The organism is Rossellomorea aquimaris (genome assembly GCF_001877785.1).
Lineage (GTDB): Bacteria > Bacillota > Bacilli > Bacillales > Bacillaceae_B > Rossellomorea > Rossellomorea aquimaris_A.
In genome coordinates this window covers 51,648-71,570 of record NZ_MINN01000150.1, presented here as the reverse complement: position 1 = coordinate 71,570, position 19,923 = coordinate 51,648, and the positions used below count along the sequence as shown (strand labels likewise).

Here is a 19,923-nt window from a genome sequence, read left to right as displayed (position 1 = left end):
GAAAGCGAAGTCTTCCACGGAAATCAACAGCGGTGTTTATAGAACCTTTCAAAAAAACGTTAAGGGGATGTCAATAATGGCAAATCAAACTGATAAATTGATTAAGGGTGGAAGTTTTTTAATCGAAGATGTGAGCTTTGATCAAGTATTCACACCGGAAGAATATTCCGACGAACAAAAAATGATCGCGAAAACCACTGAAGATTATGTGCTGAACGAAGTGGTTCCGGTCATCGATAATCTTGAAAACCACGAATTCGATCATTCCGTACGCTTATTGAAAGAAGCTGGGGAACTGGGTCTCCTTGGAGCGGATGTCCCTGAAGAATACGGCGGACTTGGTCTTGATAAAGTGAGCTCGGCTTTGATTGCTGAAAAAATGTCCCGTGCAGGCGGTTTCTCCATCTCCCACGGTGCCCATGTCGGAATCGGATCACTTCCGATCGTCCTTTTCGGTAACGAAGATCAAAAGCAAAAGTACCTTCCTGCACTTGCAACAGGTGAAAAGCTTGCTGCTTATGCATTGACGGAGCCGGGTTCAGGTTCAGATGCACTTGGTGCGAAGACGACAGCGAAACTGAACGAAGCGGGCACGCATTATATTTTGAATGGTGAGAAGCAGTGGATCACAAACTCGGCATTCGCTGATGTATTTGTTGTGTATGCGAAAATCGACGCCGAGCATTTCTCTGCATTCATCGTTGAAAAAGATTATCCAGGCGTATCGACTGGTCCGGAAGAAAAGAAGATGGGAATCAAAAGTTCTTCCACACGTACATTGATTCTTGAAGATGCAGAAATCCCTGTGGAAAACCTTCTCGGCCAGGCAGGAAAAGGGCATATCATCGCCTTCAATATCCTGAACATCGGGCGCTATAAGCTTGGTGTAGGTGCAGTCGGTGCAAGTAAACGTGCGTTTGAAGTAACGGTACAATACACAAATCAGCGCCAGCAGTTCAAGACACCGATTTCTTCTTTCAACCTGACTAAAGAAAAATTGGCGACAATGGCAGCGAAATTGTATGCAGCCGAAAGCTCCGTATACCGTACTGTAGGATTATTCGAAGACCGCATGAGCAAGCTTACAGATGAAGAAGTCAAAAATGGAACGGAAGTGGCGAAGTCGATCGCTGAATATGCCATCGAGTGCTCACTGAATAAATTCTTCGCGACGGAAGTACTGGATTATGTAGTAGACGAAGGCGTCCAGCTTCACGGCGGATATGGCTTCATGCAGGAGTATGAGATTGAAAGAATGTACCGCGACTCCCGCATCAATCGTATCTTCGAAGGAACGAATGAAATCAACCGCCTGCTTGTACCGGGCACGTATCTTCGCAAAGCAATGAAAGGCGAACTGCCGCTCCTTCAAAAAGCGCAGGCTCTTCAGGAAGAACTGATGATGCTTATGCCTGAAGAAGTGGGCGACGAGCCGTTGGCACAAGAAAAATATCTTGTGAAAAACGCGAAGAAAATCGGTTTGATGTTAGCTGGATTAGCAGCTCAGAAGTTCGGAAATGCACTCGAAAAAGAGCAGGAAATCCTTGTGAACATCGCGGATATCGTATCGAACGCATATGCCATGGAATCCGTTGTCCTTCGTACAGAAAAAGCGCTTGAGAAGGGCGGAGCTGAAAAAGCGAAACAAAAGCTTCTTTACACGCAAATCTTCTGTCAGGAAGCGTTCAATGAAATTGAAGCACATGCAAAAGAAACCCTCGTGGCAACAGAACAGGGCGACACTCTCCGCATGATGCTTTCAGCACTCCGTAAATTCACGCGCCACACACCGATCAACGTGATCGCAGTGAAGCGTGAAGCATCTGAAAAGCTGGTTGACGCTGAGAAGTATGTAGTTTGATAAGTGAATGGTTGGTGAAAGGAACGGACCTCTTATTTAGTTGGGGGTCTGTTTTTTGTTTTGGGTTTAATTTTGGTAAGGAAGTTAGTAAACCTCAATATTGCAGCTGGAGTAAATGCCGCTTACCTATTGTCTTGACATAACGCTGAATAATAATTATTATATGTTTAAACGTTTAAGTGTTTAAACATAAAGACGAAAGGCGGTTAATATAAATGAACAACAAAACAGTTCTGATCACTGGGGCATCAAGCGGGATAGGTCTTTCCTTCAGTCACAAATTTGCTGGAGACGGACATGATCTTGTTCTTGTTGCCCGCAGTAAGGATAAGCTTCTTTCACTTGCAGAGGAATTAGAAGGGAAATACAGCGTTAAGGCACATGTCATTGAGGGTGACTTAGCGGCCCCAAGGGCTTCAAAATCTATATACGAGCAGGTTACTGCGAAAGGCATTGAAGTCCACACTCTCATCAACAATGCCGGTTTCGGCTTGTTCGGCGAATTTGAACAGACAGAAATCAGGAAAGAAGTCGATATGATACAAGTAAATATAACCGCTCTTACTGAGCTCAGTAAGTATTTTGGCAAAGAAATGGTGAAACGGAAACAAGGACAGATCCTGAACGTCGCTTCCACTGCAGCTTTCCAGCCGGGACCATTAATGGCTGTCTATTATGCAACCAAGGCTTACGTCCTTTCATTCTCTGAGGCTCTGGCAAATGAATGGGAGTCTCACGGAGTAGAAGTTATGGCCCTATGTCCCGGTGCAACCTCTACAGGGTTTAAAGAGGCAGCCGACCTTCAGGAATCGAAACTTTTCCAATCAGGCGTCATGACTGTTGAGGAAGTTGTGGACGAAGCATATAAGCAAATGATTAATCAAAAGAAGGTTGTCATCATACCGGGAGTGAAGAATAGATTGCTTGCAGGGTCCATACGGTTCCTCCCGCGCAGGATGGTCACTAAGATTGTGCGCAAAGTCCAGGAACGGATATAATAATAGCTGAAAGAAAGAGAAGGGTGAACATTATGGGGCAAAAATCCATTGAAATATTTCGTGCTTGCACACCTTTATTTCAAGCATTAAGCGACTCTTACAGGCAGGATATCATTGTCCTCCTCGCCGAAAAGGAACCTCTGACTGTCAACGAAATCACTGAGCATCTCACACTTTCAAGGCCAGCTGTCTCGCATCACTTAAAGATACTGAGAGATCAAAAGCTTGTGTCCCTGGAGCAGAAAGGAACTCAGCGCTTCTATTCGCTTGAGCTTGATCATGCGGCTGCACTGCTTAAAGAGCTCGTCGGGACAATTGAAAATCATTGCGAATAAACCTCCTGCAAAAGAAGGAAAATAACGAAGTCTGTCGAATGTAGTCTAGTGGAGAGAAGCAGCCTTCCGTCGTGAGATGATGGAAGGCAATCTATATGGTTTCAGCAGAAGAAAACCGGGCAAAATCGAAAGGTGGTGGTAATATGTCATTGTCATTTTACTCATATCCAAAATGCGGTACATGCCGCAAAGCCAAGAAATGGCTTGAAGACAATAACGCTGACTTTAATGAAATACATATCGTTGAAAATCCCCCGTCCAAGGAAGAACTTAAAAGCCTTTACGAAAAAAGCGGCATGCCGTTGAAAAAGTTCTTTAATACAAGCGGGAAAAAATATCGTGAGCTTGGATTGAAGGATAAAGTGAATACTGCTTCCGACGATGAACTGCTTGAGATCCTGTCTTCAGACGGGATGCTCATCAAACGTCCGATCACGACTGACGGCTCGAAAGTGACTGTTGGATTCAAGGAAGAAACATTTGAAGAAACATGGAAATAGATCCCTGTCAGGACGGAGTTGGAAGGTTCTGTAACAGTGTATAAAAAGTTTTATGGGAAACTTTTTGTTTTCTTGCTTTTTCATTTAAAAGTGTGTCAATATTAGGTTGTATAACAAGGATTTGGAGGGATTTGAAATGAGTACACCGAAAGATCTTCGATATTCAGAAGAACATGAATGGGTCAAAACAGAAGGGGAAAAAGTACGAATTGGAATTACAGCATTTGCACAATCCGAACTTGGCGACATCGTATTCGTTGAACTGCCGGAAGTTGGAGACGAAGTAACCGCTTCAGAACCTTTCGGAAGCGTTGAGTCCGTTAAGACTGTTTCTGAACTGTATGCTCCGGTTTCAGGTAAAGTCGTGGAAGTGAACGAAGAACTTGCTGACAGCCCTGAATTCGTGAACGAGTCCCCTTACGAAAAAGCTTGGATGATCGTCATTGAACCTGCTGATGCCGGTGAAGTGGACAAGCTTATGACTGCAGAACAATATGATGAAATGATTAACGAAGGTTAATCCGCGGACACCTTGAGTGAATTCTCAAGGTGTTTTGTTTTTTATTTGGGGCATTCTAACGTTAGATACCAATATGGAAAGGATGACCCTTATGACGCTGGAACCGAAGAAACTCGATGTCACCGACCGTGTGACCGGAAAGTTAAAGAATGGAAAGTTGGAATTGTACCTTGATAATCAGTCGATCGGCAGTATGGCTGTGCCGCTTGACGGAATCTCCATGGAACCTAATTTTGAAGCCAAAGAAAATAAAATTTTTCAAAGCTACACCGCCACTGAAGGGTCCGATACACGTTATACGGACTGCGATGAAGGCGGCTGGTGTTAATATTGCCAAAAAGGGTGCAGGACTGACAGCCGGCACCCTTTTGCCTATTATAAAGATGATTCAAGGTATGTAAATATAATTCAAAGATGCTGTCTCAATTGCTTAGTTAGTAAAAATATGTATAAGCCGGTTCCAGCTGTTGATTGGAGTGCAAGACGAAGACTCCTGCAGCTGGAAAAGGGAGACCCCGCAGGCTTGCCGATGAGGCTCACAGGCTACCCGCGGAGGCTCACAGGCTACCCGCGGAAAGCGAAGTCTAGCACGGATATCAACAGCGGGGTTTAAACTAGCCTTTTTTCTTTCTATTTCCTGAAAAAAATGAGAAGATATGAGTAAGTAGTGGACATCATCTCTAAATAATTGAATATACTATCCTAATCTTATTTTCTGAAAGATAAGGTGATGACAATGTTTGAAATTGGTGATGAAAAAGTAATTATCGTCGAAGGTACCACAGATAAACGAAAAGTCGAAGTGATCATAAAAGAACCGATTGAAATAATCTGTACAAATGGGACCATCAGCATCGCAAAAATGGACGAACTGATTGATTCGCTTGAACAGAGAGATGTTTATATACTGGTAGATGCCGATCATGCAGGAGAAAAGCTGAGGAAACAATTCAAGCGTGAATTCCCGGAGGCAGAACACTTATATATCGATAGGATGTATAAAGAAGTGGCATCTGCACCCGAGTATCATCTTGCATCTGTCCTGGTCGGTGCCAATATCGATGTACACACGGAATATTTGGAAAAAAGGATGAGTTAAGTTGAACGAGGTAAGTAATGAAAAAGCGCTGCACGATGCAATCAACACATATGAACTGGCCGCCGTGTATCTATACACCCCGATGTGCGGGACATGCCAGGTAGCCGGGAGAATGCTGGATATCGTAGAAAATCTTCCCCATTCCTTTCATTTTGAAAAAGTCAATTTGAATTACTTACCGAAGTTTGCAGAAGAGCAGTCCATCGAAAGTGTTCCTTGTCTGCTCCTATATAAGAATTCGAAGGAAGTTGAAAGGGTTTATGCCTTTCAATCAGTCCCATATATATACGAAATGATGAAGAAAGTTGAGACCTTTACAATATAAAGGTCTTTTTCTATGGCTTTTATTAGAATAAAGTACGATCACGCGAAGAAAACCTTTCTACAAACAAGGACATATTTCTTGGGAAATTTTTAGAGAAATTGCTCGGAATTTATATTCTGAATATTCAAAACTGTGTATTTCGACAAGAATGCGACATTCCTTCTGAATCATGTCGAGCGACTGCGAGAGGATAAAATACCCAGAAGTAGAATGTATTAGTAAGAAGATTCGCGGGAGGGTATGTATGATAAATCACTTAGAAACTCTAATTGAACAATGCCGTTCGAAGTACCATCTGCAGCTTTTATTTCCATCAAATCCATTCATCCTGGATTTTCAATGTGAAGATCAGCGTTACACCATTTCCCTTTCAAATAAGGAGTGTAAGATCGTGGAAGACCCAATGGCACATGACCCCCAGTTCGTGATTCAAGGGAATGAAGACATGATCGCATGCCTGCTGGAAGGAGAGGAGCTATTATCACGAATGGTTGAAAATAATCAACTGGATATAAAGGGAGGATACCGGCAGCTCCTTTTCATCGAATCTGTATTATGGCTGACAAGACCGGTTGTAAAAGAAACTGTGGAAATATAATGAAAAATGTAATCTTCTGAAAAAAATAATTGACACCCCCTTAAATGTGATGATAGAATCACTTTTGTAATGAATTTTCTGAGACTTTTAAATCTTTAACTTAATATATTTGACTTACTCTTATTAAGAGTGGTGGAGGGAAGTGCCCTATGAAGCCCGGCAACCGTCAATGCAAATTGAAATGGTGCCAATTCACTCAAAGCAGATGCTTTGACAGATAAGAGGAAGGATAGTCATTTGATTATGCCTTTCTGCTTATCAGCGGGAAGGTTTTTTTATTGCCCTTTTTCACAAGGGGTGCACGCTTAATAGGAGTGTTAATTCTTATTAGAACGATTGTTTTACTTAATAGAAGGAAGGTGACCGACATCATGATTACCATCTCAGACGTGAAGAAAATATATCAATCAAAAGCAGGACCGATTTCAGCAGTGAACGGAGTTAACCTTTCTGTTAAGGAAGGTGAAATATTCGGGGTGATCGGCTACAGCGGTGCCGGAAAAAGTACGCTGATCCGGATGCTGAATGGCCTCGAGGTACCGACAGAAGGGACTATCAATGTAGGCGGCCAGGCAGTATCTACGATAAAAGGTAAAAAGCTCAGGGAAGCAAGGCAGTCGATCGGAATGATATTTCAGCATTTCAATCTGCTGTGGTCACGGACTGTCATTGATAATATTCAATTTCCCCTGGAGATAGCAGGGGTTCCGAAGAAGGAAAGAATTAAAAGGGCAAACGAACTGCTGACGCTTGTCGGACTTGAAGGAAGAGGGGATGCGTACCCTGCACAACTGAGCGGCGGGCAGAAACAGCGTGTCGGCATCGCAAGGGCACTTGCGAACAACCCGAGCGTACTTCTGTGTGATGAAGCTACTTCGGCACTTGATCCGCAGACCACCGACTCCATTCTTGATCTGCTTGTGGATATCAACAAGCGCCTGGGACTGACCATCGTCCTGATCACGCATGAAATGCATGTCATCAAAAAGATTTGTCATCGTGTAGCCGTCATGGAAAATGGGAAGGTTGCCGAACTAGGGGATGTGCTCGAAGTATTCCGTAATCCGCAGCAGCAGGTGACAAAACGGTTTGTGAAGGAAGTATCGCAGGATCAGGATTCTGATGAAGTGATCGAGCAGCTGATCAAAGAGTATCCGACTGGGAAGGTTTTGAAATTCACTTTCGTGGGTGAATCGACCGGGCAGCCGCTGATCACCTCGCTCATCAGAAAATTCGACCTTGAAGTGAATATTCTGCAGGGACAGATATCACAGACACAAAAAGGGGCTTACGGCACATTATTCGTCCATCTGGACGGAGAGGAATCCCAGCTTAAGGAAGCGCTCGCGTTTGCCGAAAGCCAGCTGGTGAAAGTGGAGGTGATGGCAGGATGATCGAAACGGTCTTTCCGAATGTCGATTGGGAAAAGCTTTGGGAAGCAACACTGGAAACCCTTTATATGACAGGGGTTTCGGTACTTATTACCTTCGTATTAGGCATCATACTTGGGATTCTTTTATTTTTGACTTCAAAAGAAAATCTGTGGGAAAACAAGCTCACCTATACGGTTACAAGTGCGGTCGTGAATGTATTCAGGTCGATCCCGTTCATCATCTTGATCGTCTTGTTGATCCCGTTCACGAAGTTCCTGCTTGATACCATCCGCGGAGCGAACGCAGCCCTGCCGGCGCTCATAATCGGGGCAGCCCCGTTTTACGCAAGAATGGTTGAAATCGCCCTGAGGGAAGTAAACAAAGGCGTAATTGAAGCAGCAAAGGCAATGGGTGCAAAGACAAGTACAATCATTCTGAAAGTCCTGATACCCGAATCGATGCCGGCACTCATTTCCGGTATTACGGTGACGGCCATCGCCCTTGTCGGATATACCGCTATGGCAGGGGTCATCGGGGCAGGCGGACTTGGCAACCTTGCCTATCTGGACGGCTTCCAGCGCAGCAGGGATGATGTCACGCTGGCATCGACCATCATGATCCTGGTGATCGTGTTCGGGATTCAATTCATTGGAGATTTCTTTACAAAAAAATTAGATAAACGCTAAAAGGAGAGAACAACATGAAAAAATGGTTAGCAGGAGCAGTAGCAGCAGCAAGTATTTTTGGATTGGCCGCTTGCGGTAATGATTCAGGAGCGGGAAGCGATGAAAAGGAACTGGTCGTGGGTGCCTCGAATGTACCGCACGCTGAAATCCTTGAACAGGTAAAGCCGATTTTGGAAGAGAAGGGAATCGACCTTCAAATCGAGACGTATCAGGATTACATCCTGCCGAACAAAGATCTTGATAACGGCGATATTGATGCAAACTATTTCCAGACGATCCCTTACATGGAGCTTCAAATGAAGGATAATGAGGGTTATGATTTCGTCAATGCGGGCGGAATCCATATTGAGCCGATCGGAGTTTACTCCAAGAAGTATAAATCATTGGAAGATCTTCCGGAAGGTGCAACGATTTTGATGAGTAACTCTGTTTCCGATCATGGACGCATCCTGAGCTTATTGGAAAAGAAAGGTCTCATCACATTGAAGGATGGAGTGGAGAATACTCAGGCTCAGATTGAAGACATTGAGGAAAACCCAAGAAACCTGAAATTCGATTATGAATATGAAGCAGGCATGCTTCCTCAAATGTACGAAAATGAAGAAGGCGATGCCGTGGTCATCAACTCCAACTATGCCATCGATGCCGGACTGAAGCCGCTTGAAGATTCAATTGCAATCGAAGATACTGATTCTCCATATGTGAATGTAATCACTGTCAACAAAGGCGACGAAGATAAAGAAGAAGTGAAAGAACTGGTCAAAGCCCTGCGTTCGAAAAAAATCCAGGACTTCATCAATAAAGAATGGGACGGAGCGGTTGTTCCTGTTTCAGAAGAATAAGTTTTAAGAAACCCGATGCTTCCATCGGGTTTCTTTTATGAATAAATTTCAGTCATAAACCATTCCTGATTGGCTCATACTATCTTCGATGAATCTAAATCGAAAATGGAGTTGAACAGGATGCAAATGGAACCAAGAAACACAACCGAAGCGGCACTTCATGACTATAAAATGGGACTCGGGATCTTCACTGAGAAAATGCCTGAGCTTGCACAGCATTATAATACGTTCACTGAATACTGTTTCAGGGAGGGTGTCCTTTCTAAAAAAGAAAAGCAGCTGATCGCCCTTGGAATCAGCCTCTATTCACAGGATGAATACTGCATCATCTACCACACAAAAGGATGCCTCGATGAAGGATGCTCTGAACAGGAAATCCTTGAAGCTGTCGGAGTCACCGCGGCATTCGGCGGAGGAGCAGCAATGAGCCAGGCTGTCACCCTGGTACAGCAATCCGTGCAGGAACTGAACCAGCTTAAACAATAACTAAGAAAGCGGAAGGTCTCGGTTCGGAGTCCTTCCGCTTTTAGTTTCTTCTATTATATATAGGACTTTAGTTCATGAGGGTAAAAAATTTTGATTTGCATACAGGGCCATGGAGGATGCCGGCTCCGACTGCATTAAGATAATCCGACAAGTTGCAAGTAATTGTGAAAAGCGGAATGTATTTTCGAAAAGTGAATTGAAAATCACATATTTGGTTTGTATTTTTAAAATATGGAACGAAAAAGCAGGAAACTGGAACATAAATAAAAAAGGAAATGAACTTACATCCGAAAATCCAGGCTGCCGGTCCATTTATAACCACCCCATCAATGTAAGTGCTTCATCTTTATACACTCGCCTGGATATTTACTAACTTACCTATCATTTGCCAGTATGGTGGCGGAATTTTGTGAAAACTTAATGATACCCTCCTGTAAAAATCTTCTGAATATGTTTTTTAAGAAAAAATGAAGAAATTCGGGTTTTGTGTTCAGAAGGAGGGGGTAGTATAGTTATGAATATAAAATTTGAAAGGAATGATTCATTATCGACTCTCTTGAGGGTTTGTCGTACACAAGTGAAATGGAAAAGGCGATGCATAGTGCCCATGGAATTGGATACGAGGTGTACAAACGAAAGCATGCAGTGAGGATGCAAGTAGAGAAGCAAAGAGAGCAGGATTACAAGGAAAGCCGGAGAATGATTGCCGCACTTGATAGAAAAGTGCATGCTAATATATAATAAATACAGAGGAAAACCAGTGTTGATTCAGACACTGGTTTTTTTCATTAATGCGGTACAAAGTACTGCAGATAATACATGATTATGTTTTATTTTCATTGAAATCTTTAATAAAACTTATAAAAGGTTAGGCATGTAATTAGCCTGGGAGGCTCACACGCTACCCGTGGAAAGCGAAGTCTTGCAAGGAAATCGGAAGTGGGAATAGAAATACATCATTATCATCATGTAATTTCTTCCTATTTATATAAGAAGAAACCCGGACAGGCTCCTTCGCGGCAGGGTCTACATTTTTCTGATTGTTTAAGCACACAATAGAGAAGGATTTACGGGCCGGATAACCGAGTCAGCAGGCTCTGAAAAAGTTGATTATACCTTTTATTTGTTATAAGATTGTAATGATAATAAATTGAGAATGAGTAAGGGAGTAAACTCTTACATTCATTTTATAAAGTCACGGAGGTATTTACACATGGCAGGTTCTACTTTAACAATTAAAGATCTTCATGTTGAGATTGAAGGCAAGGAAATCCTGAAAGGGGTTAACCTTGAAATTAAGGGTGGAGAAATCCACGCGGTAATGGGACCGAATGGTACAGGTAAATCTACTTTATCTTCTGCTATCATGGGTCACCCTAAGTATGAAGTAACAAAAGGAAGCATCACGTTCGACGGCGAGAATGTACTTGAAATGGAAGTAGACGAGCGTGCGCAGGTAGGTCTATTCCTTGCTATGCAGTACCCAAGTGAAATCAGCGGTGTTACGAACGCGGACTTCCTTCGCTCTGCAATCAACAGCCGACGCGAAGAAGGCGATGAGATTTCACTGATGAAGTTCATCCGTAAAATGGACTCTGAAATGGAATACCTTGAAATGGATCCTGATATGGCACAGCGTTACTTGAACGAAGGTTTCTCCGGCGGTGAGAAGAAGCGTAATGAAATCCTTCAGTTGATGATGCTTCAGCCTAAGATTGCAATCCTTGACGAAATCGATTCAGGACTTGATATCGATGCTCTTAAAGTTGTATCAAAAGGGATCAACAAAATGCGTGGAGAAGATTTCGGCTGCTTGATCATCACTCACTATCAGCGTCTTCTTAACTACATCACACCAGATCACGTCCACGTTATGATGCAGGGCCGCGTCGTGAAATCAGGCGGTGCAGAACTTGCTCAGCGCCTTGAAGCGGAAGGGTATGACTGGATCAAGGAAGAACTCGGAATCAAAGACGAAACTGTCGGCCAAGAAGCGTAAGTGTTAGGGGGATAATAATGACTGTAGAAACGAAACTATCAGTAGATCAGGACTATGTCAGCTCCTACTCGAAGCAGCTTGGGGAGCCGGAATGGCTGACGAACCTTCGTACAGATGCGTTCAACAAGATGAAAGATCTCAGCCTGCCGGTTGCAGATAAGACGAAAATCACGAACTGGAATTTCACTTCATTCAAGAAGCATGCAGTTGACAGTGAATCGTTCTCATCATTGAATGAGCTGCCTGAAGAAGCAAAGGCACTAGTTGACTTAGAAAGCAAAGATCAAAGTTTATATATTCAAAGAAATAATACGCCTGCTTTTCTTTCATTATCGAGTGAATTGAAAGACAAAGGTGTCATCTTCACCGATATCTTCACTGCGGTGAAAGAGCACAGCGACCTTGTTCAAAAGTATTTCATGACAGAAGGCGTTAAAACAGATGAGCACAAGCTTACTGCTCTTCATGCTGCATTGATGAACGGAGGGGCGTTCCTTTACATTCCTAAGAATGTGGAACTGGCTGATCCGATTCAAGCGGTTTATGTTCACGATGATGCTGAAGTTGCGATGTTCAACCACGTATTGGTTGTGGCGGAAGACAACAGTTCAGTGACATATGTAGAGAACTATATTTCTACTGCAGATGTTGAAGACGGTGTCTACAACATCGTGACGGAAGTTGTGGCTAAGAACAACGCCAAAGTAGCTTACGGTGCAGTGGACAATCTTACAAGCGGCTTGACGACTTATGTGAACCGCCGCGGTGTTGCAGCAAGAGATGCACGCATTGAGTGGGCACTTGGCTTAATGAACGATGGAGACACTGTCTCTGAAAACGTAACGAACCTGATCGGAGACGGTTCTTATGCTGACACGAAAACGGTTGTTGTCGGAAGAGGAAAGCAGAAGCAAAACTTCACGACCAAGGTTGTTCACTTCGGTAAAAACTCTGAAGGTTACATCCTTAAGCACGGTGTCATGAAAGATGAAGCTTCATCAATCTTCAACGGTATCGGTAAAATCGAACACGGTGCATCCAAGTCGAATGCAGAGCAGGAATCACGCGTATTGATGCTGAGTGAAAAAGCGCGTGGAGATGCCAATCCGATTCTTCTGATTGATGAAGATGATGTAACAGCAGGACACGCAGCATCAGTCGGCCGCGTCGATCCGCTTCAGCTTTACTACTTGATGAGCCGCGGTATTCCGCAAAAAGAGGCTGAACGCCTTGTTATTCACGGTTTCCTTGCTCCTGTGGTAAACCAATTGCCTATCGAAGGAGTCAAGAAGCAGCTTGTCGAGGTAATCGAAAGGAAAGTAAACTAATGGATGTAAAAGAGATTCGTAAGCATTTTCCGATTCTCGACCAGGAAGTCAACGGACATCCGCTTGTTTACTTGGACAGCGCTGCGACTTCACAAAAACCGATTTCCGTCATTGAAGCAGTCAATGATTATTATAGAGGATATAATTCGAACGTTCACCGCGGCGTTCACACACTTGGTACAAGAGCGACGGATGGCTACGAAGGAGCCCGTGAAAAGGTTCGCAAGTTCATCAACGCTCCGTCAACCCAGGAAGTGATTTTTACCCGCGGGACGACAACGTCGATCAATACTGTGGCAGCAAGCTACGGACGTGCCAATCTAAGTGAAGGCGACGAAATCGTCATCACCCATATGGAGCACCACAGCAATATCATCCCATGGCAGCAGCTTGCCAAGGAAACCGGTGCAGTATTGAAATATGTCCCTCTTCAAGAGGATGGGACGATCACCCTTGAAAATGTGAAAGAGACGGTCACATCTCAAACGAAGATCGTTTCGATCATGATGGTATCGAACGTGCTCGGCACGATGAATCCAATCAAGGAAATCACGAAAATCGCACATGAAAACGGTGCGGTCATGGTCGTGGACGGGGCACAGGCTGCCCCTCACATGAAGATAGATGTTCAGGATCTAGACTGTGATTTCTTCGCCTTCTCCGGCCATAAAATGGTCGGGCCAACCGGTATCGGTGTCCTTTATGGGAAGAAGAAACATCTGAATAAGATGGAACCGGTCGAGTTCGGCGGAGAAATGATCGATTTCGTAGGCCTTCAGGAATCCACGTGGAAAGAGCTTCCGTGGAAGTTTGAAGGCGGTACGCCGATTATTGCAGGCGCAATCGGCCTTAGTGCGGCGATTGATTTCCTGGAGGATATCGGACTCGACAATATCGAGGCATACGAGCATAAACTTGCTGCATATGCGCTCGATAAGATGAATAATGTTGAAGGAATGACCATTTACGGTCCGAAAGATCCCGGTCAGCGTGCCGGACTTGTGACATTCAACATTGATGATGTCCATCCACATGATTTGGCGACTGTATTGGATGCAGACGGAATCGCTGTCCGTGCAGGCCACCATTGTGCGCAGCCGCTGATGAAATGGCTGAATGTCTCATCGACTGCACGTGCCAGCTTCTACCTGTATAATACAGAAGAAGATATTGATAAACTTGTAGCAGGCCTAGTGAAGACAAAGGAGTTTTTCAGCGATGTCTTTTAATAACTTAGATCAGCTGTACAGACAGGTCATCATGGACCATTATAAGAATCCCCGTAACAAAGGGTCTTTGGAAGATGGAAGCTTTACGATTGATATGAATAACCCGACCTGCGGAGACCGAATCCATCTAACACTTAAGGTGGAAGACGGCATCGTCCAGGACGCCAAGTTTGACGGCGAAGGGTGTTCCATTTCGATGGCATCTGCCTCCATGATGACACAAATTGTAAAAGGTAAAGAAATTGACGAAGCATTGAAGCTGTCGAAGATTTTTTCTGATATGATGCAAGGAAACGAGTATGATGAAGATGTGGATTTAGGAGATATTGAAGCACTTCAAGGAGTCGCGAAATTCCCTGCCCGCATTAAATGTGCGACACTGGCATGGAAAGCGATGGAAAAAGGAGTGAAAGAAGAAGAGCAGGAGTAAGCTCTTCTTCGGCACTCTATCAAAGAATGGAGGAATCAACATGGCAAAGAAAATGCCTGAGATCGGGGACTATAAATACGGTTTTAGCGATAAAGACGTATCAATTTTCCGTTCTAAACGTGGTCTGACACGAGAAATCGTAGAAGAAATTTCTCGTATGAAAGATGAGCCTAAGTGGATGCTTGATTTCCGTTTGAAGTCACTTGAGCATTTTTATAATATGTCTATGCCTCAATGGGGCGGAGACATGCAGGAACTGAACTTTGATGAGATCACTTACTATGTTAAGCCTTCTGAAAAGTCAGAGCGCAGCTGGGATGAAGTACCTGAAGAAATCAAGCAGACGTTTGATAAATTAGGTATACCGGAAGCTGAGCAAAAGTATCTTGCAGGGGTTTCTGCTCAGTATGAGTCAGAAGTTGTATACCACAATATGCAGGAAGATCTTGAAAATATGGGAATCGTATTCAAAGATACAGATTCTGCCCTTAAAGAAAATGAAGAGCTTTTCCGCGAGCATTGGGCAAAAGTCATCCCTCCAACGGATAACAAGTTTGCTGCACTGAACTCCGCGGTATGGTCAGGCGGATCGTTCATCTATGTCCCTAAAGGAATTAAGGTTGATACGCCGCTTCAAGCGTACTTCCGTATCAACTCTGAGAATATGGGTCAATTCGAACGTACCTTGATCATTGTTGATGAAGGAGCAAGCGTACACTATGTAGAAGGTTGTACAGCACCTGTCTACACAACGAACTCGCTTCACTCAGCGGTAGTTGAAATCATTATCAAAAAAGATGCTTACTGCCGTTACACGACAATTCAAAACTGGGCGAACAACGTATTCAACCTGGTAACGAAGCGTGCTGTGTGTGAAGCAAACGCAACAATGGAATGGGTAGACGGAAACATCGGATCTAAACTGACGATGAAATATCCGGCAGTAATCCTTAAAGGAGAAGGCGCCCGCGGTATGACACTTTCCATCGCGCTTGCAGGTAAAGGTCAGCACCAGGACGCAGGAGCTAAGATGATTCACTTGGCACCGAACACTTCTTCAACAATCGTATCGAAGTCGATTTCCAAGCACGGCGGTAAAGTAACATACCGCGGCATCGTCCACTTCGGACGCAAAGCGGAAGGTGCACGCTCGAACATTGAGTGTGACACGCTGATAATGGATAATCAGTCAACTTCCGATACGATTCCTTATAACGAAATTCTTAACGACAACATCTCGTTAGAACACGAAGCGAAGGTATCGAAAGTATCTGAAGAACAATTATTCTATCTGATGAGCCGCGGAATTTCAGAGGAAGAAGCAACAGAAATGATCGTAATGGGCTTCATCGAGCCATTCACGAAAGAACTTCCAATGGAATACGCAGTTGAAATGAACCGCCTGATCAAGTTTGAGATGGAAGGTTCAATCGGATAATACTATAGTTTATATGATTTCCCCCTTGCTGCTTTAATTGCGGCCAGGGGGTTTTTCTATTTCTGAAGTCTGTTTTCTAAAAGGGTGCTGCTTTTCTTAAATTGGCTTGCAGCCCTAATATAGTTTGAGAAGGTGCTCAAATAGGCGGACGGATAAGCCGAAAATACGCAAATGCCGGTATTTTCTTATGTGCAAAGCAAGTTAGTTGCCGGATTAATGCTTTTTTAGCGGTGAATCCAGTCACATTTAGGAGCAGGACTTTGTTAGATGGCCATTGATCGAGTAAATATGAGGGTGACGGCAACTGTAATTGGAAATGAATTGGTTATTCTTTCGATATTCGGTGATAATCTCTGAAAATGGGTCGATAATCTTTTAAATTCCACCTTTTTTCTTCGAATTTAGCTGGTTATTCTTTCGATTTTGTGAATTTCCACCAAATACCAAGTGTATCCAAAATAATAGCATGTCTGTGGAAGACCAGGAAGACTGAACTCACCACGGGGACAGATACAACGGCAGAGCGGGACAGGTTCCCGTTCTTTCTAAACAAAAATATGTGAAAAGAGCCTTTCAGAAAGAGCCGGCAGAAGGGGTATCTGTTTATTTCAGACAGTTATCGGGAATTGATTTTATATTGAAATTTCAAAAATAGTACCAATCACTACGAATCCATATATCCCTATGATAAAATGAAAAACAAACTGAAAGAAGTTCATCACTGCAAAAGAAGGTGAATACGGATGATTTATATTGGAGTGACCGGATGGGGCGATCATGATACGTTGTATGATAACGTCTCCCCGCGGGACAAGCTGAAAGAATATGGTGCGCATTTTCCGGTTGTGGAAGTGGATGCGAGCTTTTATGCCGTCCAGCCTATACGCAATGCCGAGAAGTGGGTGAGGGAGACGCCCGAAGATTTTAAATTTATTGTAAAGGCATATCAGGGCATGACCGGCCATCAGCGCGGTGATATCCCTTTTGACACGAAAGAGGAGATGTTCCGTGCTTTCAGGGATTCACTCTCTCCGTATCTGGAAGGTGGGAAACTCGCTATGGTCCTTCTGCAGTTTCCTCCCTGGTTTGACTGCAACAGGGATAATGTCGCCTACATCAGATACTGTAAAGAACAGCTCGATGATCTGCCGCTGGCACTCGAATTTCGCCATCAAAGCTGGTACTACCCTCAGTTCAAGGAAAAGACACTTGAATTCATGAAGGATCAAGGCTGGATTCACAGTGTTTGTGACGAACCCCAGGCAGGGGAAGGGTCGATCCCGAGAGTGACGGAGGCGACTCATGAAGGTGCCACGCTCATCCGGTTCCATGGCCGCAACGTCCATGGGTGGAATAAGACCGGCAGCGGGGATGAATGGCGTGAAGTCAGGTATTTATATCGTTACAATGAAGCAGAATTAAAAGAGTGGATCCCCCATATCCACAAGCTCCATGATGAGTCGAAGGATGTGTATGTCCTCTTTAATAACAATTCCGGCGGAGACGCGGCGGACAATGCCAAGCAGCTGATTGATATGCTCGGGATTGAATATGAAGGGCTTGCACCGAAGCAGCTGGATTTATTCCAGGAGTAAGTGCAGCCGGGGAACGTTTTTGAAATAAGAATTGGAGATGAGTGGCAGTGGAATGGATCGTATTGATATGTATCGGTTTATTTGCCGGGACACTCGGCTCCCTTGTCGGCCTTGGCGGTGGAGTCATCGTCGTCCCTGCATTGATTTATTTTGGTACATATACTGGCTGGCTTGAAAACATCACTCCGCAGACTGCAGTCGGCACATCGCTCTTGGTCATGATCTTCACGGGGCTGTCTTCTACTCTAGCCTATCTCAAGCATAAGACCGTCGATTATAAAAGCGGATTGATTTTCTTTGCGGGAGCAGGCCCGGGTTCGATCATAGGAGCATGGGTAAACAAATATTTGAATATGGAAGACTTCAATCTTTATTTTGGGATATTCATGATAGTGATGGCTGTCATCTTGATGGTCAGGGATAAACTGAAGCCGATTGAAACGTTTAAGAATGCCTCTTTTCAAAGGGAATTCACCGATCCGTCCGGGAACACCTTTCATTACGGCTACCCGCCGGTGATCGGCGCGATGATCGCACTCCTTGTGGGATTCACTTCAGGATTGTTCGGGATCGGCGGTGGATCTTTGATGGTGCCTGCCATGATCTTGGTCTTCCTATTCCCGCCTCATGTAGCTGTGGCGACATCGATGTTCATGGTGTTTCTATCAGCACTCGTCAGTTCGGGCACACATGTTGCCCTTGGGAACGTTAAGTGGCTGTATGCACTTGCGCTGATTCCGGGGGCATGGTTCGGGGCGAAGATCGGTTCATTCGTGAACACCAAGCTGGAATCCAAGGTCCTTGTGAAAGTACTGCGGATCATTTTGATATTTATAGGATTACGATTGATTTATCAGAGCATAACGGGATAACCTCCATCGGGAGAGTGAGAGTAACATGAAAGAAACCATTCATATCTACCATACCAATGACCTTCACAGTCATTTTGAACATTGGTCAAGGATTCGGGATTTTTTGAAAAAAAGAAAAGAATGGCATGTCACCGAAGGAGAAGAAGTATTTCTTTTCGATATCGGAGATCATGCAGACCGCTGGCATCCATATACGGAAGCTACATTGGGAAAGGGAAATGTCGGCCTTCTTAATGAAGCGGGCTATGATGCCGTCACGATCGGGAATAACGAAGGGATCACTCTCGAATATGAAGATCTGGAAAGTCTGTATAAAGACGCTGAATTCGATGTGATAGTAGGGAATCTGTTAAACAGTGATAATGAAGTTCCCAGCTGGGTTAAACCCCATCATATTTATGAAACAGGGTCTGGACTGAAGGTTGCAGTCCTCGGTTTGACGGCTCACTTCCTTCCTTTTTACAAGGCGCTGGGCTGGAATATCACCCCTCCGCTTGAGGAGCTGAAAAAGCAGGTGGAACTCGTAAAAGATGAAGCCGATGTGCTGGTACTCCTGTCGCATCTCGGGATCAGGGACGATGAACTCATTGCCTCTTCCTTCCCTGAAATCGATGTGGTCTTGGGTGCCCACACACATCATATCCTGCATGAAGGGAAAGAAATAAATGGTGTGATGCTGGGGGCTGCTGGGAAGTTTGGACACTATGTCGGGCATATGATGATCGAAGTGGATCCCGCCAAAAAGATGGTTCTGTCCAAGAAAGCGCGGCTTTACGCACACGAAGATCTTCCGAAGTCAGTTCATGAAGTGGAAGAAAGGGAGCAATGGTACAGAGAGGGAGAACATTTACTGGAGACAGAAGTTGCCCGTTTGCCGGAACCTTTACAGGCTGAATGGTTCAAACCTTCACCGCTTCCAGGTCTTCTGTGCGATGCCCTGAAGGAATGGTGCAGCGCGGATTGTTCGTTCCTGAACGCGGGACTTCTCATTGAGGGATTGAGTGAAGGGGCAGTGACCAGGAGGGACCTTCATCATATTCTCCCTCACCCGATCAACCCCTGTCTGATCGAACTTTCTGGAGCGGAATTGAAGGAGCTCATTAAAATGACTTTTAATGAAGAATGGCCGCATCTTCAGCTGAAAGGTCTCGGCTTCCGGGGGAAGATCATGGGAGAGTTCGTTTATAGCGGGATTGTGTTTGAAGAAGAGAAACAAAAGATTTATATAAATGGAAGTGAAATCCTTCCAAAAGAAACATATAAACTTGCCATCCCCGACATGTTCACATTCGGTCATTTTTTCCCCGACCTCGCGAGGCTGGATAAGAAATACTTCATGCCTGAGTTCCTGAGGGATGTCCTTGCCTGGAAATTAGGCGGGTGAATGGTTCACCGTTCTTCGGCTCCTC

Annotated in this window: 21 protein-coding genes and 1 riboswitch; all 21 genes read left to right on the top strand. The window is 44.4% G+C overall.

Annotation, left to right across the window (positions count from 1 at the left end):
* The first annotated feature begins 76 nt into the window (after positions 1 to 76).
* On the top strand, positions 77 to 1,861 hold the full coding sequence (locus BHE18_RS21390; protein ID WP_071620502.1) for an acyl-CoA dehydrogenase family protein: 1,785 nt from the start codon (positions 77 to 79) through the stop codon (positions 1,859 to 1,861).
* A 215-nt stretch (positions 1,862 to 2,076) separates the two neighbouring features.
* Positions 2,077 to 2,859: an SDR family NAD(P)-dependent oxidoreductase gene (locus tag BHE18_RS21385; RefSeq protein WP_071620501.1), complete on the top strand. Its 783-nt coding sequence runs from the start codon at positions 2,077 to 2,079 to the stop codon at positions 2,857 to 2,859.
* A gap of 32 nt (positions 2,860 to 2,891) precedes the next feature.
* On the top strand, positions 2,892 to 3,194 hold the full coding sequence (locus BHE18_RS21380; protein ID WP_071620500.1) for an ArsR/SmtB family transcription factor: 303 nt from the start codon (positions 2,892 to 2,894) through the stop codon (positions 3,192 to 3,194).
* A 143-nt stretch (positions 3,195 to 3,337) separates the two neighbouring features.
* Positions 3,338 to 3,694 (top strand): arsenate reductase family protein, encoded by a 357-nt coding sequence (locus BHE18_RS21375; RefSeq protein ID WP_071620584.1) that lies wholly within the window; start codon positions 3,338 to 3,340, stop codon positions 3,692 to 3,694.
* A gap of 136 nt (positions 3,695 to 3,830) precedes the next feature.
* Complete coding sequence (gene gcvH, locus BHE18_RS21370; RefSeq protein WP_071620499.1) at positions 3,831 to 4,214, top strand: glycine cleavage system protein GcvH; 384 nt, start codon at positions 3,831 to 3,833, stop codon at positions 4,212 to 4,214.
* A gap of 91 nt (positions 4,215 to 4,305) precedes the next feature.
* Positions 4,306 to 4,542 carry a YusG family protein gene (locus tag BHE18_RS21365; protein WP_071620498.1) on the top strand — a complete coding sequence of 79 codons (237 nt, stop codon included), beginning with the start codon at positions 4,306 to 4,308 and terminating at the stop codon, positions 4,540 to 4,542.
* Positions 4,543 to 4,950: 408 nt separating this feature from the next.
* The gene (locus BHE18_RS21360; protein WP_071620497.1) at positions 4,951 to 5,313 is read left to right on the top strand and encodes a toprim domain-containing protein; all 363 of its coding nucleotides are present in this window, start codon (positions 4,951 to 4,953) and stop codon (positions 5,311 to 5,313) included.
* A 1-nt stretch (position 5,314) separates the two neighbouring features.
* Positions 5,315 to 5,638, top strand: a complete 324-nt coding sequence (locus BHE18_RS21355; RefSeq protein ID WP_071620496.1) for a thioredoxin family protein — start codon at positions 5,315 to 5,317, stop codon at positions 5,636 to 5,638.
* Between the two features lie 244 nt (positions 5,639 to 5,882).
* Positions 5,883 to 6,236, top strand: coding sequence for an SCP2 sterol-binding domain-containing protein (locus BHE18_RS21350; protein WP_071620495.1), 354 nt, complete (start codon positions 5,883 to 5,885; stop codon positions 6,234 to 6,236).
* A gap of 117 nt (positions 6,237 to 6,353) precedes the next feature.
* Positions 6,354 to 6,460, top strand: a riboswitch (SAM riboswitch).
* A 147-nt stretch (positions 6,461 to 6,607) separates the two neighbouring features.
* A complete protein-coding gene (locus tag BHE18_RS21345) occupies positions 6,608 to 7,630 on the top strand; it encodes a methionine ABC transporter ATP-binding protein (RefSeq protein ID WP_071620494.1) in 1,023 nt (340 codons plus the stop codon).
* Complete coding sequence (locus BHE18_RS21340; RefSeq protein ID WP_071620493.1) at positions 7,627 to 8,295, top strand: methionine ABC transporter permease; 669 nt, start codon at positions 7,627 to 7,629, stop codon at positions 8,293 to 8,295. The genes BHE18_RS21345 and BHE18_RS21340 overlap by 4 nt, the downstream gene beginning before the upstream one ends.
* A gap of 14 nt (positions 8,296 to 8,309) precedes the next feature.
* Entirely contained in the window at positions 8,310 to 9,137 is an 828-nt protein-coding gene (locus BHE18_RS21335; RefSeq protein ID WP_071620492.1) for a MetQ/NlpA family ABC transporter substrate-binding protein, read from the top strand.
* 120 nt (positions 9,138 to 9,257) lie between these two features.
* Positions 9,258 to 9,623 carry a carboxymuconolactone decarboxylase family protein gene (locus tag BHE18_RS21330; RefSeq protein WP_071620491.1) on the top strand — a complete coding sequence of 122 codons (366 nt, stop codon included), beginning with the start codon at positions 9,258 to 9,260 and terminating at the stop codon, positions 9,621 to 9,623.
* A gap of 1,213 nt (positions 9,624 to 10,836) precedes the next feature.
* Positions 10,837 to 11,622, top strand: coding sequence for a Fe-S cluster assembly ATPase SufC (gene sufC / locus BHE18_RS21320; protein ID WP_071620489.1), 786 nt, complete (start codon positions 10,837 to 10,839; stop codon positions 11,620 to 11,622).
* Between the two features lie 17 nt (positions 11,623 to 11,639).
* Positions 11,640 to 12,950 carry a Fe-S cluster assembly protein SufD gene (sufD, locus tag BHE18_RS21315; protein ID WP_071620488.1) on the top strand — a complete coding sequence of 437 codons (1,311 nt, stop codon included), beginning with the start codon at positions 11,640 to 11,642 and terminating at the stop codon, positions 12,948 to 12,950.
* Entirely contained in the window at positions 12,950 to 14,179 is a 1,230-nt protein-coding gene (locus BHE18_RS21310; RefSeq protein ID WP_071620487.1) for a cysteine desulfurase, read from the top strand. Before sufD ends, BHE18_RS21310 begins: the two co-directional genes overlap by 1 nt.
* Complete coding sequence (gene sufU / locus BHE18_RS21305; RefSeq protein ID WP_071620486.1) at positions 14,169 to 14,609, top strand: Fe-S cluster assembly sulfur transfer protein SufU; 441 nt, start codon at positions 14,169 to 14,171, stop codon at positions 14,607 to 14,609. The genes BHE18_RS21310 and sufU overlap by 11 nt, the downstream gene beginning before the upstream one ends.
* 40 nt (positions 14,610 to 14,649) lie before the next feature.
* Complete coding sequence (gene sufB, locus BHE18_RS21300; protein ID WP_071620485.1) at positions 14,650 to 16,047, top strand: Fe-S cluster assembly protein SufB; 1,398 nt, start codon at positions 14,650 to 14,652, stop codon at positions 16,045 to 16,047.
* 743 nt (positions 16,048 to 16,790) lie between these two features.
* The gene (locus BHE18_RS21295) at positions 16,791 to 17,642 is read left to right on the top strand and encodes a DUF72 domain-containing protein (RefSeq protein ID WP_071620484.1); all 852 of its coding nucleotides are present in this window, start codon (positions 16,791 to 16,793) and stop codon (positions 17,640 to 17,642) included.
* 47 nt (positions 17,643 to 17,689) lie between these two features.
* Complete coding sequence (locus tag BHE18_RS21290; RefSeq protein ID WP_071620483.1) at positions 17,690 to 18,514, top strand: sulfite exporter TauE/SafE family protein; 825 nt, start codon at positions 17,690 to 17,692, stop codon at positions 18,512 to 18,514.
* Between the two features lie 25 nt (positions 18,515 to 18,539).
* The gene (locus BHE18_RS21285; protein ID WP_071620482.1) at positions 18,540 to 19,898 is read left to right on the top strand and encodes a bifunctional metallophosphatase/5'-nucleotidase; all 1,359 of its coding nucleotides are present in this window, start codon (positions 18,540 to 18,542) and stop codon (positions 19,896 to 19,898) included.
* The last annotated feature ends 25 nt before the right edge of the window (positions 19,899 to 19,923 follow it).

Bases quoted from the DNA above. Each gene is read 5' to 3' on its own strand.
- BHE18_RS21390 (WP_071620502.1), top strand. From the start codon at position 77: ATGGCAAATCAAACTGATAAATTGATTAAGGGTGGAAGTTTTTTAATC.
- BHE18_RS21385 (WP_071620501.1), top strand. From the start codon at position 2,077: ATGAACAACAAAACAGTTCTGATCACTGGGGCATCAAGCGGGATAGGT.
- BHE18_RS21380 (WP_071620500.1), top strand. From the start codon at position 2,892: ATGGGGCAAAAATCCATTGAAATATTTCGTGCTTGCACACCTTTATTT.
- BHE18_RS21375 (WP_071620584.1), top strand. From the start codon at position 3,338: ATGTCATTGTCATTTTACTCATATCCAAAATGCGGTACATGCCGCAAA.
- gcvH (WP_071620499.1), top strand. From the start codon at position 3,831: ATGAGTACACCGAAAGATCTTCGATATTCAGAAGAACATGAATGGGTC.
- BHE18_RS21365 (WP_071620498.1), top strand. From the start codon at position 4,306: ATGACGCTGGAACCGAAGAAACTCGATGTCACCGACCGTGTGACCGGA.
- BHE18_RS21360 (WP_071620497.1), top strand. From the start codon at position 4,951: ATGTTTGAAATTGGTGATGAAAAAGTAATTATCGTCGAAGGTACCACA.
- BHE18_RS21350 (WP_071620495.1), top strand. From the start codon at position 5,883: ATGATAAATCACTTAGAAACTCTAATTGAACAATGCCGTTCGAAGTAC.
- BHE18_RS21345 (WP_071620494.1), top strand. From the start codon at position 6,608: ATGATTACCATCTCAGACGTGAAGAAAATATATCAATCAAAAGCAGGA.
- BHE18_RS21340 (WP_071620493.1), top strand. From the start codon at position 7,627: ATGATCGAAACGGTCTTTCCGAATGTCGATTGGGAAAAGCTTTGGGAA.
- BHE18_RS21335 (WP_071620492.1), top strand. From the start codon at position 8,310: ATGAAAAAATGGTTAGCAGGAGCAGTAGCAGCAGCAAGTATTTTTGGA.
- BHE18_RS21330 (WP_071620491.1), top strand. From the start codon at position 9,258: ATGCAAATGGAACCAAGAAACACAACCGAAGCGGCACTTCATGACTAT.
- sufC (WP_071620489.1), top strand. From the start codon at position 10,837: ATGGCAGGTTCTACTTTAACAATTAAAGATCTTCATGTTGAGATTGAA.
- sufD (WP_071620488.1), top strand. From the start codon at position 11,640: ATGACTGTAGAAACGAAACTATCAGTAGATCAGGACTATGTCAGCTCC.
- BHE18_RS21310 (WP_071620487.1), top strand. From the start codon at position 12,950: ATGGATGTAAAAGAGATTCGTAAGCATTTTCCGATTCTCGACCAGGAA.
- sufU (WP_071620486.1), top strand. From the start codon at position 14,169: ATGTCTTTTAATAACTTAGATCAGCTGTACAGACAGGTCATCATGGAC.
- sufB (WP_071620485.1), top strand. From the start codon at position 14,650: ATGGCAAAGAAAATGCCTGAGATCGGGGACTATAAATACGGTTTTAGC.
- BHE18_RS21295 (WP_071620484.1), top strand. From the start codon at position 16,791: ATGATTTATATTGGAGTGACCGGATGGGGCGATCATGATACGTTGTAT.
- BHE18_RS21285 (WP_071620482.1), top strand. From the start codon at position 18,540: ATGAAAGAAACCATTCATATCTACCATACCAATGACCTTCACAGTCAT.